This is a genomic window from Variovorax sp. GW821-FHT09B05, assembly GCF_059418265.1.
In genome coordinates, this window is sequence record NZ_JBWKPN010000001.1 from 308,673 (window position 1) to 320,761 (window position 12,089).

The following is a 12,089-nucleotide window of genomic DNA, read 5'->3' on the forward strand; positions in this document are numbered from 1 at the left end:
GAGGGGGAAGGAATCCGAACGGGCCGGGGCACGTTCGGGCTGGGCTCACTGTAGAAATCGTGCTTTATGCGTTCTTTATGCGAGAGTTAACCCAGCGTTAAGGCGAAGGCAGGTGCACCCGCGCGATCAGGCCGCGCACCCGCCCCTCGTCGTCGCCGCGGTTGATGAGCTCGATGCGCATGCCGTTGCGTTGCGCGGCCATCTGCGCGATCGCCAGGCCCAGGCCGCTGCCCTCGGCCGCGGTGCCCGGCACGCGGTAGAAGCGATCGAACACGCGCGCCAGCGCCTCGGGCGGAATGCCCGGCCCATGGTCGATCACGTCCAGCACCGGCCGCCCGTCGACCACGTGCAGCAGCACGTCGACCACGCTGCCTTCGGGCGCATGCCGCAGCGCGTTGTCGATCAGGTTGTCGAACAGGCTCAGCAACTCGGTGGGAGGCGCGGTCACGGTGGCGCTGGTGCGACCGTCGAAGCCGATGTCGATGCGGCGCCGATCGGCGATCACCATGAGGCGCGCGATGCTGTCGCGCACCGCCGAGGCGGCGTCCTGCGGCAGCGCCGCCTCGAGCGGATCGCCGCCTTCCTGCTGCGACATGCGCAGCAGCTGCTCGATCAGGTGCTGCGCGCGCGTCACGCCGCCCTTGAGCTGCAGGTAGTGCTCCTCGGCGCTCTCGCCGGGCACCTCGGCGCGCATGTTGTCGAGCTGCAGCCCCAGCGCCGCGATCGGCGTCCGCAGCTCGTGCGCCGCGTCCTGCACGAAGCGCCGCTGCGCGGCGAAGGCCTGGCGCAGCCGCCCGAGCAGGCTGTTGAAGGCCTGCACCAGCGGCGCGATCTCGTCGGGCACGTGGGACACCGACAGCGCCGACAGGCTGCGCTCGTCCTTCGCCGCCACGTCGAGCGCCACGCGGCGCAGCTGGCGCGCCGAGGTCCACACCACCAGCCACAGCACGGCCAGCGACAGCGGCAGCAGCAGCGCGATCGGCATGGCCGACTGCAGCGCGCGCCGCTCGACCAGCGTGCGCACGAAGCCGCCGTTCTGGATCACCTGCACGCGGAAGTTCCCGCCGTCCGCGCCCGGGTCGGTGGCATAGACGCGCCAGATGCCGGTGTCGCCCGGCGCGAGGCGCACGGTGTGCAGCCCCGGCCGAGGCTGCAGGCCGATCGCGAGCTGCGGCCGGGAACTGGCCAGCAGCCGGCCGTCGGCGCTCCAGACCTGGATCACGAAGCTGCCGCGGCTGTAGAGCGTGGCCTCGTCGGTGGGCTTGAGCACCGGCAGGTTCTCCTTGCCGGCATAGGACTCGGCCAGCATCTGCATCTGGTCGTCCTTGAAGGTGACGATCAGCCGGTCGTAGCTGGTGTAGGTGAACCAGGCCACGCCGAGGGCCGCGGCCACGTGCACCAGCACCAGCCACAGCAGCAGCTTGTTGCGCAGCGAGCCCGGCGAGTACCAGGGGCGCGTCGGGGTGGCGCTCACGGCGCTCATGGCGCTCATGAATCCACGATGCGCCAGCCGAGCCCGCGCACGTTGCGGATGGTGTCGGCACCGAGCTTGCGGCGCATGTTGTGGATGATCACGTCGACCGCGTTGCTCATCACTTCCTCGCCCCAGCCGTAGATGCGGCTCTCGAGCTGCTCGCGCGAGAGGATGGCGCCGGGCCGCTCGAGCATGGCGTGCATCAGCGCGAACTCGCGCGCGGTGAGCGTCTCGCGCGTGCCCTTGTAGAGCACCTCGCGGGTCGTGAGGTCGAGCTGCACGTTGCCGCTGCCCACGATGGAGTTCGAGGCGCCATGGCGCCGCCGCGTGATCGCGCGCATGCGCGCCAGCAGCTCGGGCAGCTCGAAGGGCTTGGTCAGGTAGTCGTCGGCCCCGAGGTCCAGCCCCTCGATGCGCTGGCCCAGGGCCGCGCGCGCCGTCAGGATCAGCACCGGCGTGTCGTCCCGGAGGCTGCGCGCGCGGCGCAGCACCTCGATGCCGTCGGCCTCGGGCAGGCCCAGGTCGAGCAGCACGCAGTTGTAGTCGCCATCGGCCATCGCGCTCTGCGCGAGCAGGCCGTCGCGCACCCAGTCCACGGCCCAGCCCGAGCGCTCCAGGCCGCGGACCAGGCTCTTGCCGATCATCTCGTCGTCTTCCACAAGCAGTGTGCGCACGCAGGGCTCCCGTTGGTTCGCCAACGCGACAGTACCGTAGCGCCCCATCGTTAGGGAAGCGTTAAGCCGGCATTCGGCCGGCGGCGCTCACTGCGGCGGAATGCCGGCCTTGGCGACCACCTCGCTCCAGCGCCGGATCTCCTGCTCGACCATGGCCTTCATGCGGGCCGGCGAGGAGGGCGCGGGCTCGCTGCCGAGCGCGGCCAGCGCGGCCACGACCGAGGGCGCCTCGAGGGCCGAGCGCACCTGGGCCGCGAGCAGGTCGACCACCGGCCCCGGCGTGCCGCGCGGCGCCGCGAGCCCCAGCCAGGAGCGGATCTCGAAGCCCGGCAGCACGCTCGCGACCGTGGGCAGCTCCGGCATCGACGGCCAAGCCTGCGCGCTGGTGACCGCCAGCGCGCGCAGCCGGCCCGACTGGATGTGCGGCGTCGCCACCGTCAGCGTGTCGGCGAGGATGTCGACGTCACCGCCGATCACCGCCTGCACCGGCGCGCCGCCGCCGCGGTAGGGCACGTGCAGCAGCTTCGCGCCCGCGCTCACGCCCAGCAGTTCGCCGACCATGTGCTGGGTCGAGCCCACGCCCACCGAGGTGAAGCTGACCTGTCCCGGCGCCTGCCGCGCGCTCGCGAGCAGCTCGGCCAGGTCGCGGGCCTTGTGCTCGGCGCGCACCGCGATGACGAAGGGAAAGCTGGTCACGGTCGAGACGAAGGCGAAGTCGTTCACCGGGTCGTAGGGCAGCTTGCGGCGCAGCGCGGCCGACACCGTGTGCGCGCCCGTGAGCATGGCGAGGTTGTAGCCGTCGGGCCGGGCCTTGGCCACGAAGTCGGTGGCGATCAGGCCACCGGCACCGCTCTTGATCTCGACGACCACCGGCTGCCCGAGCCCGTCCTGCATCTTCTGCGCGAGCAGCCGCGACACGATGTCGGCATTGCCGCCCGCGCCGAAGCCATGGGTCAGCTGGAGCGGGCGCGTGGGGTAGGCGCCCTGTGCACGGGCAGGGGGCAGCAGCGCGAAAGCGGCGGCCAGGGCGAGCAGTTCGCGCCGGTTGGCGATGGCGGTGGTCATGGTTTCGTTGTCTCCTCGAATCAGGCGCGCGCGGGCTGGAAGCCGCGCCACACGGCGTCGTAGCCGGGCTGCAGGTTGTCCGCGGCGAGCGCCCGCGCCGTGGGCCGGAACACGTGGCGGCTCTCGAACATGAAGGCCAGCGTGTCGTCGAGCCGGTGCGGCGCGAGCGCGGCGGTGCTGGCCCGCTCGAAGGTGGCGGCATCGGGGCCGTGCGGCAGCATGCAGTTGTGCAGGCTCACACCGCCGGGCACGAAGCCCTCGGCCTTCGCGTCGTAGACGCCGCGCACCAGGCCCATCAGCTCGCTCATCACGTTGCGGTGGAACCAGGGCGGGCGGAAGGTGTCTTCCGCCACCAGCCAGCGCGGCGGGAAGATCACGAAGTCGCAGTTGGCCACGCCCGGCGTGTCGCTGCCCGAGGTCAGCACCGTGTAGATCGACGGATCGGGATGGTCGAAGCTGATGGTGCCGATGGCCATGAAGCGCGCCAGGTCGTACTTGCAGGGCACGAGGTTGCCGTGCCATGCGACCACGTCGAGCGGCGTGCCGGCCTGCGTGCCTTCCCACAGGTGGCCCATGAAGCGGTTGACGATGCGCACCGGGCCGGCGTCCTCTTCGAAGGCCGCCACGGGCGCCAGGAAGTCGCGCGCATTGGCGAGGCCATTCGATCCGATCGGCCCCAGCTCGGGCAGGCGGAACGGCGCGCCGTAGTTCTCGCAGGCATAGCCGCGCGCCTCGCCGTCGGGCAGCTCGACGCGAAAGCGCATGCCGCGCGGCAGCAGCGCGATCTCGCCGGGCGCGACCTGCAGGCGTCCGAGCTCGGTGTGCAGCCGCAGCGCGCCCTGCTGCGGCACGAGCAGCAGCTCGCCGTCGGAGTTCACGAGGTAGCGCCCGGCCATCGAGCGGTTGGCGCGGTAGACGTGCACCGCCGAACCGGCCTGCGCATGCGGCTCGCCATTGCCCGCGATGGTCACGATGCCGTCGATGAAGTCCGTGGCCCGCGCCGGCATCGGCCAGGGATTCCAGCGCAGCCGGTTGGCCGGCGTCTCCACCTCGGTGAACGGGCCGCTGCGCCAGTCGCCGTCGTCGATGCGCGCGAAGGCCTCGTGCATGGCACTGGGACGCCGGCGGTACATCCAGGTGCGCAGGTTGCGATCGCGCGGCGCGGTGAAAGCCGTGCCCGACAGCAGCTCGGCATACAGGCCCAGCGGCGCCTGCTGCGGCGAGTTGCGGCCCACCGGCAACGCGCCGGGCAGCGCCTCGCTGGCGAACTGGTTGCCGAATCCGCTCTGGTAGCCGGGCACCGTTGCGGTCTCGCCCGTGCGCGCGTTCATGGCGACTCCTGCCACTGGGGCGTGAAGAAGGCGGCCGGCAGCAGGATCTTCGATTCCTGGCTCTGCAGCAACGGCAGCATCTCCACCACGTAGGCCTGCCATCCCGGATCGGCCATCAGCCGCTCGCGCCGCTCGGCGCGCTCGTTCATGTCGAGGTAGGCCCACATGTGAATCACCTGGTTGAGCGGGCCGGTCTCCGTGCGGTAGTAGCCGACCATGCGCCCGAGGATGCGGCGCTGGATCGCCAGCCCCTTGGCCTCGTACAGCGACAGGTAGGCGCGCCACTGGCCGGGGTGGGTGGTGTAGGTGCGTTGTTCGACGAGCATGGCAGCGGTCCCGCCCTTCACAGGCTGTGGCCTCCATCGATGACGATCCGCGTGCCGGTGGCCGTGCGCAGGTGCGTCACGCAACCCAGCACGGCGAGCGCCACGTCCTGCGGGGTCACGATGCGGCCCAGCGGCGTGGTGGCGGCCTTCTTCTGCAGCTCCTCGCGGTTGCGGCCCTGCACGAAGCCGGTGTCGACCGCCGCGGGCGAGACGGCGACGAAGCGCACCGGCGCGAAGGCGCGCGCCATCGACACGGTCAGCGTGTCGAGCGCCGCCTTGGCCGCGCAGTAGGCGAGGTTGCTGCCCAGCCCCGTGAAGGCGGAGACCGAGGACACGTTGATCACCGCCGCGTCGGCCGAGGCCTGGAGCAGCGGCATCAGCGCGCGCGTGATGGCGTAGGGGCCGCCGACGTTGGCGGCGAGGATCTGCTCGAACAGCGCGGGCGGCAGCGCCTCGAGATCGCCGTGCGCGATGCGCTGCGTGAAGCCGGCCGAGTTCACCAGCACGTCGACGCGGCCGAAGCGCTGCTGCAGCGCGCCGGCCATGGCCGCGTGCGCCGCGGCATCGGTCAGCGGAATGCGCAGGGTGCCGTGGTCGGCGCCCGGCAACTCCTCGCGCAGCGCGCGTGCACGCTCGGCGCCTTCGTTGTAGCCGATGACCACGGTCGCGCCCGCGTCCGCCAGCGCGCGCACGCAGGCGGCGCCGATGCCGCTGCTGCCGCCGGTGACGACCGCGATCCGGCCGGCCAAGGGGGTGGCGGCGGCATTCATCGGCGGCTCCCGCGCGGCGCTGTTGTCTTCATGGAGGTCCTCGGTGGTGGGGCGTTGTCGATGGATGAACCCGCTGCGAGTGCTGTCCGATAGACGGGACACGAAGGGGACACGAGCGGGAATTGTTTTCTAATGGCTCGCCTCGAACCAGTCGTTTGTCCATCAATCGAACATGAAAACGCCCTCCGATGCCGGCTCGCTCAAACGCGGCGTGGCGATCCTCAAGCTGCTGGCCACCGCGGGCTCGCGCGGGCTGGCGCTGACCGAGCTGTCGGAGAAGTCGCAGATTCCGCATCCGTCGGTGCACCGCATCCTGGGCCAGCTCGCCGCGGAGCGGCTCGCGGTCTTCAACGAGGAGCTGCGCCGCTACAAGCTCGGGCCGCTGGCCTTCGAACTCGGCGTGGCCGGCTCGACCATGCACGACATCCGCGACCTCTGCGAACCCGCGATGGACATGCTGGCCCGCGAGACCGGCGACACCGTCTACCTGGTGGTGCGCAGCAGCTTCGACGCGGTCTGCATGCACCGCCGCGAAGGCGCCTTCCCGATCCGCGCGCTGGTGCTCGAGGTCGGCAGCCGGCGACCGCTGGGCGTGGGCGCGGGCGGGCTGGCGATCCTCTCGGCCATCGGCGACGAGGAGCGCGCCCACATCATCGAACGGGTGGGGCCCAGCCTGGCCGCCTTCGGCAAGCTGTCGACGCAGGACCTGGCGCAGGCCTGCGAGGAGGCACGCGCCCTGGGCGCCGCCGTGATCCAGAACCGCGTGAGCCTGGGCGTGAAGGCGGTCGGCGTGCCCTTTCGCGATTCGATGGGGCAGGCCATCGGTGCGCTGAGCGTCGCCGCGCTCTCGCAGCGCCTGGGCCAGCGCCGCATCGCGCAGGTGGCCGGCATGCTGCGCGAAGCCACGCAGTCGGTGGAGATCCTGCTGCGCAAGCGCAAGGCCTGAAAAGGGCGCGACTGGCGCTTCAGCCGCCGTGCTCGCGCAGGAAGGCCTCGCAGCGCGTCACCAGGTAGGCCGGCGTCTCGAGCATCGGGTAGTGCCCGGCATTCGGCAGCGTCTCGATCCGCGCATGCGGGTACAGGCGCGGAAAGGTGGCCCGCACGAAGTCGGGCGACACGCCCCCGTCGTGTTCGCCCACCAGCACCAGCAGCGGCGCGCGCAACGCGGCCGCGCGGTCCGAGAAATCGGTGGCCGAGAAGGCCTGGAAGTAGTCCGCGAAGGCGCCGGGCTCGGACGTGGCGCGCTGGTGCGCGAGGATGCCGCGCGCCAAGGCGGGCGTGAGGCGCGAACCCAGCGAGGCATCGATCACGCCCAACGCGGCGCGCTCGTCCGTGCCGGCCGCGGCGAACAGCGCCGCGACCTCCGGTGGCAGCGGCACGCCCGAGGCCGGCACCGGCGTCACGCAGACCGCGGCCGCGATGCGCTCGGGCGCATCGATCGCGACCTGCTGCGCCACCATGCCGCCCATCGAGTGGCCCAGCAGCGAGAAGCACTCCCAGCCCAGCGCATCGGCCAGCGCGAGGGCGTCGGCCGCGATCTCCGCGATCGTGTGCCGGCCCTCGATGGCGCGCGAGGCGCCATAGCCGCGGTAGTCGGGAAAGGCGTAGGTGAAGGCCTGCTCGTCGAGCAGCGCATAGGTCGGCGCCCAGGCGTGGTGGTCGCCGAACCAGCCGTGCAGGACCATCACGCGCTGCGGGCCGTGGCCCCGGATCTCGTGGCCCAGTGTCATGTGTGTCTCCTTCGTGCCGGGGAATGGGGGGTGGCTTCAATCGACCTTGATGCCCGCGGTGGCGATCACCTTGGCCCATCGCGCCGATTCGCTCGCGATGATGCCCGCGAACTGGGCCGGCGTGCCGGCGATCGGCTCGACGGTCTGGTCGTTGAGTTGCCGGCGCACCTCGGGATCGGCCAGCACCTTGCGCAGCTCGGCCGCCAGCCGGTCGACCACGGCGCCCGGCGTGCCCGCGGGCGCATGCAGGCCGAACCACAGGGCGGCGTCGAAGTCGGCGATGCCCGCCTCGGCGAAGGTCGGCACCTGCGGCAGGGCCGCCATGCGCTGCCGGCCGATCACCGCCAGCGCCTTGACCCGCCCGGCCTGGATCTGTGCCAGCACCGGCGCCGCGGGCGTGAAGGCCAGGTCCACGCGGCCCGCGACCACGTCGGTCAGCGCCTGGGCGCTGCCCTTGTAGGGCACATGGGTCAGCTGCACCTGGGTCGCCTGGTTGAAGGCCTCGCCATAGAGATGGGTGAAGGTGCCGTTGCCCGAGGAACCGTAGCTGAACTTGCCGGGCGCCGCGGCGGCCGCGGCGATCAGGTCCTTCACCGTGCGCGCGGGAAGGTCGGCGCGCGCGATCAGCACCGAGGGCGCCTCGGCCAGCAGGCTCACCGGCGCCAGGTCCTTGACGAAGCTGAAGCGCAGGTTTGGATACAGGCTGGGATTGATGACGTTCGCGGTGGTGCTCAGCAGCAGCGTGTGGCCATCCGGCGCGGCATGGGCCACGGCCTCGGCGGCGATGCTGCTGCCGGCACCGGGCCGGTTCTCCACGATCACGGGCTGGCCCAAGCCCTGCGACAGGCGCGGGCCGAGGATGCGCACGATCAGGTCGCCGGTGCTGCCGGCCGGAAAGCCCACGATCACGCGCACCGGCTTGTCGGGGTAGGCGGCGGAGGCGGACCCGCAGGCGAGCGCGAGCGTGAAGGCCGCCACCAGGGGCGCGAAGGGCGTGAAAGACGCGAGGAATGGAATCCGCATGGCGATGTCTCCTTCTTGTGATGGTCGACCGCGCCGCTCCGGCGCCGCCGTTCAGCGCGAACCGAGCACGTTGGCCAGCAGGCTCGCGCCGTGGAGCACGGCGTTGGCTTCGTGATGGCGCGGCGCGCTCGCGAGGAACTGCTTGACGGCCTGCACGGCCGGCGCCGGAAAGGACAGCAGCCGCCGCACCAGCGCCTCGCCTTCGGCGCGCAGGCTGCCGCCGTCGACCACGCGCCCGACGATGCCCGCGGCCAGCGCCGCCTCGGCATCGATGGGTTCGGCGCCGAAGACCAGGTGCGCGAGCGCCTTGGCCGGCATGCGGTCGAGCAGCGGCGCCATCGCGATGCAGGGCGGGATGCCGCGCTCGAGCTCGCGCAGCGCGAAGCTGCCGTCGCGCGCGCACAACGTGAGATCGCAGCGCGCCGCCAACACCATGCCGATGCCCCAGGCACGCCCGGCCACCAGGCCCAGCACCGGCGCGCGGCAGCGGCCGAAGGCCTCGTACAGCCGCTGGATCGGCGCGGCGTCGTCACGCAGCACGTCGGCCGCATTGACGCCGGCGCCGGGCGTGGGCGGCGCCATCTCGCGGCCCAGGCAGAAGTCCGGGCCCTCGGCCTCGAGCACGATCACGCGGCTGGCGTGCGCCGCATCGAGCGCGTCGGCCAGCGCCAGCGCCATGTCGTTGGTCAGCCGGTTGCCGGCCTGCGGGCGCTGCAGGCGCAGCGTGCTCACCTCGTCGCGCACCTGGTGGCCGATCCAGCTCGGGTCGGCCGCGGTCATGTGCATTCTCCCGCCGCCAGGCGCTCGGCCATCCAGTCGCACACCAGGCTCAGCGCGGGCTCGGGCCGGTCGAGGTTCACGTGCGCCGCGCCGCCTTCCTCCTCGGTGAACACGCGCAGTTGCTTGTGGCGCGAGCTCACCGCGTCGAGCAGCCGCTGCGCCTCGGAGGGCGGGGCATGGCGGTCGTTGGCGCCATGCACGATGAACAGGTCGCAGTCGATGCGCGCGGCCACGCCCTCGAGGCGGAAGTCCTCGAGCTTGCGGAACGCGCGCTCCCAGTCCGGCACGCCGAGGATGCGCAGGATCTGCTTGCCCGTGGTGCCCAGCGGCGCGCTGTTGCCCAGCTGCGTGGCGCCCTGGCCCGGCACGTAGCCCACGCGCCGCACCATGCAGGCATGGGTGTCGAAGACCGCGCCCATCACGGCGCAGGCCCTGATGCGCTTCTCGAAGGCCACGGCGCGCGGCGCGTAGTAGCCGCCCCAGCTCGCGGCCACCAGCCCGATGCGCGCGGGGTCCACGTCGGCGCGGCGCACCAGCCAGTCGACGCAGGCCGTCACCGGCCGCTCGAAGTCGTGGCGCGCGGTCAGGCCGTGCACGCGCAGCGCCGAGCCCTGGCCCGGGCCGTCGAAGGCGAGGGTGGAGATGCCGCGCCGCGCGAGGTTCTGCGCCACGTAGAACATCTCCTCCTTGTTCGCGTCGAGGCCGTCCGACAGCAGCGCCACCGGCCCCGGCCCCTCGCGCCCCACGGCGGGCACCAGGTAGGCCGGGATCACGCTGCCCTCGAACGGGATGTCGACCAGTTCGATCGCCGGATCGCGATGCCGGGCGAAGCTCGCGAAGCACGACAGGTGCTTCGCATAGGCCTGCTCAGCGCGCGGGTCGTCGGGGTCGAGCAGCCCCTCGGCCCACTGGTGGTAGACCGAGGCGCGCAGCGAGAAGTCGCTGGCGCTCACGCGGTGGCCGCGCGCCAGCGCGTCGGCGGCCGACTGCTCGAGCTGGCGCCCGAGCTCGCTCCAGGCGCCATGCCAGGCCTCGACGTCGCCCGAGGGCTGCACGCGCGCCGCGTCCTTCAGCCGGGAGCAGGCCCAGTCGATCTCGCCGAACAGGCCGCCCGCGGCGATGGCGCGCAGCACGGCAAGGGACCAGCGGTAGTTGTCGGGAAAGTAGAAGAACATGGTCTTTCGGGCGCGGGACCGGTGTCCCGCGATCCCGCCTCGGGTCGTCGATGCGATCGATTGTTCGCGCACCCCTTTCCCGAAACCATGGCTTTGTCCGATAGATGAACACGAGAATGGCGGTGCTATCCCTGCCCCGCCGCGAACAGCTCCAGGTGCCCGCTGCGCAGCTGGAACTTCTGCACCTTGCCCGTCGGCGTCATCGGCAGCGCGTCGACGAAGCGGATCGACTTCGGCACCTCGAAGCGGCCCAGGCGCTCGCGGCAGAAGGCCAGCAGCTCGTCCTCGCCGCAGGCTTCGGCGGCGGGGCGCCGCACCACGAAGGCCGCGACCGCCTCGCCCCAGTGCGGATGCGGCAGGCCCACCACGGCCGCGGCACCCACCGCGGGATGGGCCAGCAGCACCGCCTCGAGCTTGATGCTCGAGACGTTCTCGCCGCCGGACTTGATCATGTCCTTCTTGCGGTCGAGGAACAGCATCTGCCCGTCGGCCTCGAACATGCCGATGTCGCCCGTGTGGTGCCAGCCGAAGCGGCGCGCCGCGGCCGTCGCCTCGGGGTCCTTGAGATAGCCGAGGAAGACGTTGGGACCGCGATGGACGATCTCGCCGATCTCGCCCGGCCCGAGCAGCCGGCCGTCGTCGTCCATCACCGCGGTCTCGACGCCCGCCACCGACATGCCCCAGCAGTTGCCGTCCTTGCCGGGATGGTCGCTCGCGCGGTAGACCATGGTCGGCGGGTACATCTCGGTCTGGCCGGTGCCCAGGCGCACGTCGGCGCACATCTCGCTGCGGATCTGCGCGAGCAGGTTCTTCGGTATCGGCGCCAGGCCGTACATGCACAGGCGCAGCGACGACAGATCGGTGGTCGGGCGCTGCGGATGCTTCATCAGCGCGTCGTACATCATCGGCAGGCACGACAGCCAGCTGATGCGCTCGCGCTCGATCGCCGCCAGCATGGCCGCGGGATCGAAGCCGCTGGCCAGCCAGATCGTGGCGCCGGTCAGCAGCGCGCCCATGCTGATGGTGTGCTGCGCGCAATGGAACAGCGGCAGCACCGAGCCGACCACGTCGTGCTCGGTGGCCTCGAAGCTCTGCGCGCAGCTCAGCAGCGCGCCGTGCACCGAGCGGTGCGAATGCATCACGCCCTTCTGCTTGCCGGTGGTGCCGCTGGTGTACATGATCAGCGCGAGTTCGTCGTCGCCGCCCGGCGCGCCCAGCGGCTGCGTGGGCGCGCGCGAGGCCAGCGCGTCGAAGGGCAGGGTGCCCTCTGGCGCGGGTTGCGTGCCACCGATCACCACCGTCAACAGGCCCAGGCGCTCGATCAGCGCGCGCAGCGCCGGCACCGCGAGCAGCGGCGCGTCGATGAAGACGGCGCCGACCTCGGCATGGCTCAGCACGTGCTCGATCGCGGCCGCGTCGAGCTGCACGTTGACCGGCACCCAGACATTGCCCGACTTGTGGATGGCCTGGATCGCGCTCAGGTGCTCGATCGAGTTGAGGCACAGGGTCGCGATGCGGTGGCCCGTGAATCCCTGGTCGCGCAGCGCCTCGCCGACGCGCTCGCTGCCCGCGTCGAGTTCGGCGAAGCTGATGCGCCGCTCGCCCTGGATCACGGCGGTCTTGCCGGGATGGCGGCGGGCGCCGCGGCGCACGATGTCGGCGAGGGACACGCGCGCGATGGCCGCGCGTTCGGGGTCGATGGTCTGCATGCGAGGGTCTCCTGAAGGGGGGCGAAGCGAAG

Annotated in this window: 12 protein-coding genes; 1 reads left to right on the forward strand and 11 read right to left on the reverse strand. The window is 71.9% G+C overall.

Features of this window, described 5'->3' with window-relative positions:
* Positions 1–97 precede the first annotated feature (97 nt).
* From AC07RM_RS01255 to AC07RM_RS01280, 6 genes are all read right to left on the reverse strand, one after another.
* The gene (locus AC07RM_RS01255) at positions 98–1,492 is read right to left on the reverse strand and encodes an ATP-binding protein (RefSeq protein WP_495332369.1); all 1,395 of its coding nucleotides are present in this window, start codon (positions 1,490–1,492) and stop codon (positions 98–100) included.
* Positions 1,489–2,148, reverse strand: coding sequence for a response regulator (locus AC07RM_RS01260; protein ID WP_495332370.1), 660 nt, complete (start codon positions 2,146–2,148; stop codon positions 1,489–1,491). Before AC07RM_RS01260 ends, AC07RM_RS01255 begins: the two co-directional genes overlap by 4 nt.
* Before the next feature lie 87 nt (positions 2,149–2,235).
* On the reverse strand, positions 2,236–3,213 hold the full coding sequence (locus tag AC07RM_RS01265; RefSeq protein WP_495332372.1) for a tripartite tricarboxylate transporter substrate binding protein: 978 nt from the start codon (positions 3,211–3,213) through the stop codon (positions 2,236–2,238).
* Positions 3,214–3,233: 20 nt separating this feature from the next.
* Positions 3,234–4,544 carry a homogentisate 1,2-dioxygenase gene (gene hmgA / locus AC07RM_RS01270; RefSeq protein WP_495332374.1) on the reverse strand — a complete coding sequence of 437 codons (1,311 nt, stop codon included), beginning with the start codon at positions 4,542–4,544 and terminating at the stop codon, positions 3,234–3,236.
* Complete coding sequence (locus AC07RM_RS01275; RefSeq protein WP_495332376.1) at positions 4,541–4,870, reverse strand: NIPSNAP family protein; 330 nt, start codon at positions 4,868–4,870, stop codon at positions 4,541–4,543. Before AC07RM_RS01275 ends, hmgA begins: the two co-directional genes overlap by 4 nt.
* Before the next feature lie 17 nt (positions 4,871–4,887).
* On the reverse strand, positions 4,888–5,640 hold the full coding sequence (locus AC07RM_RS01280) for an SDR family NAD(P)-dependent oxidoreductase (protein WP_490879405.1): 753 nt from the start codon (positions 5,638–5,640) through the stop codon (positions 4,888–4,890).
* Between the two features lie 172 nt (positions 5,641–5,812).
* Here AC07RM_RS01280 and AC07RM_RS01285 point away from each other — a divergent pair, with 172 nt between their 5' ends.
* Positions 5,813–6,586: an IclR family transcriptional regulator gene (locus tag AC07RM_RS01285; protein ID WP_495332378.1), complete on the forward strand. Its 774-nt coding sequence runs from the start codon at positions 5,813–5,815 to the stop codon at positions 6,584–6,586.
* A 19-nt stretch (positions 6,587–6,605) separates the two neighbouring features.
* Here the strand turns inward: AC07RM_RS01285 and AC07RM_RS01290 are convergent, their stop codons facing one another.
* The 5 genes from AC07RM_RS01290 to AC07RM_RS01310 form a co-directional block, all read right to left on the reverse strand.
* Complete coding sequence (locus AC07RM_RS01290; protein WP_495332380.1) at positions 6,606–7,370, reverse strand: alpha/beta fold hydrolase; 765 nt, start codon at positions 7,368–7,370, stop codon at positions 6,606–6,608.
* A gap of 36 nt (positions 7,371–7,406) precedes the next feature.
* Positions 7,407–8,393, reverse strand: a complete 987-nt coding sequence (locus AC07RM_RS01295; protein ID WP_495332382.1) for a Bug family tripartite tricarboxylate transporter substrate binding protein — start codon at positions 8,391–8,393, stop codon at positions 7,407–7,409.
* Positions 8,394–8,444: 51 nt separating this feature from the next.
* A complete protein-coding gene (locus tag AC07RM_RS01300; protein WP_495332383.1) occupies positions 8,445–9,173 on the reverse strand; it encodes an enoyl-CoA hydratase/isomerase family protein in 729 nt (242 codons plus the stop codon).
* Positions 9,170–10,348, reverse strand: a complete 1,179-nt coding sequence (locus AC07RM_RS01305) for an alpha/beta hydrolase family protein (RefSeq protein ID WP_495332385.1) — start codon at positions 10,346–10,348, stop codon at positions 9,170–9,172. Before AC07RM_RS01305 ends, AC07RM_RS01300 begins: the two co-directional genes overlap by 4 nt.
* A gap of 125 nt (positions 10,349–10,473) precedes the next feature.
* The gene (locus tag AC07RM_RS01310; protein WP_495332387.1) at positions 10,474–12,057 is read right to left on the reverse strand and encodes a class I adenylate-forming enzyme family protein; all 1,584 of its coding nucleotides are present in this window, start codon (positions 12,055–12,057) and stop codon (positions 10,474–10,476) included.
* Positions 12,058–12,089: the final 32 nt, after the last annotated feature.

Bases quoted from the DNA above. Each gene is read 5' to 3' on its own strand.
- AC07RM_RS01255 (WP_495332369.1), bottom strand. From the start codon at position 1,492: ATGAGCGCCATGAGCGCCGTGAGCGCCACCCCGACGCGCCCCTGGTAC.
- AC07RM_RS01265 (WP_495332372.1), bottom strand. From the start codon at position 3,213: ATGACCACCGCCATCGCCAACCGGCGCGAACTGCTCGCCCTGGCCGCC.
- hmgA (WP_495332374.1), bottom strand. From the start codon at position 4,544: ATGAACGCGCGCACGGGCGAGACCGCAACGGTGCCCGGCTACCAGAGC.
- AC07RM_RS01275 (WP_495332376.1), bottom strand. From the start codon at position 4,870: ATGCTCGTCGAACAACGCACCTACACCACCCACCCCGGCCAGTGGCGC.
- AC07RM_RS01280 (WP_490879405.1), bottom strand. From the start codon at position 5,640: ATGAATGCCGCCGCCACCCCCTTGGCCGGCCGGATCGCGGTCGTCACC.
- AC07RM_RS01285 (WP_495332378.1), top strand. From the start codon at position 5,813: ATGAAAACGCCCTCCGATGCCGGCTCGCTCAAACGCGGCGTGGCGATC.
- AC07RM_RS01290 (WP_495332380.1), bottom strand. From the start codon at position 7,370: ATGACACTGGGCCACGAGATCCGGGGCCACGGCCCGCAGCGCGTGATG.
- AC07RM_RS01295 (WP_495332382.1), bottom strand. From the start codon at position 8,393: ATGCGGATTCCATTCCTCGCGTCTTTCACGCCCTTCGCGCCCCTGGTG.
- AC07RM_RS01300 (WP_495332383.1), bottom strand. From the start codon at position 9,173: ATGACCGCGGCCGACCCGAGCTGGATCGGCCACCAGGTGCGCGACGAG.
- AC07RM_RS01305 (WP_495332385.1), bottom strand. From the start codon at position 10,348: ATGTTCTTCTACTTTCCCGACAACTACCGCTGGTCCCTTGCCGTGCTG.
- AC07RM_RS01310 (WP_495332387.1), bottom strand. From the start codon at position 12,057: ATGCAGACCATCGACCCCGAACGCGCGGCCATCGCGCGCGTGTCCCTC.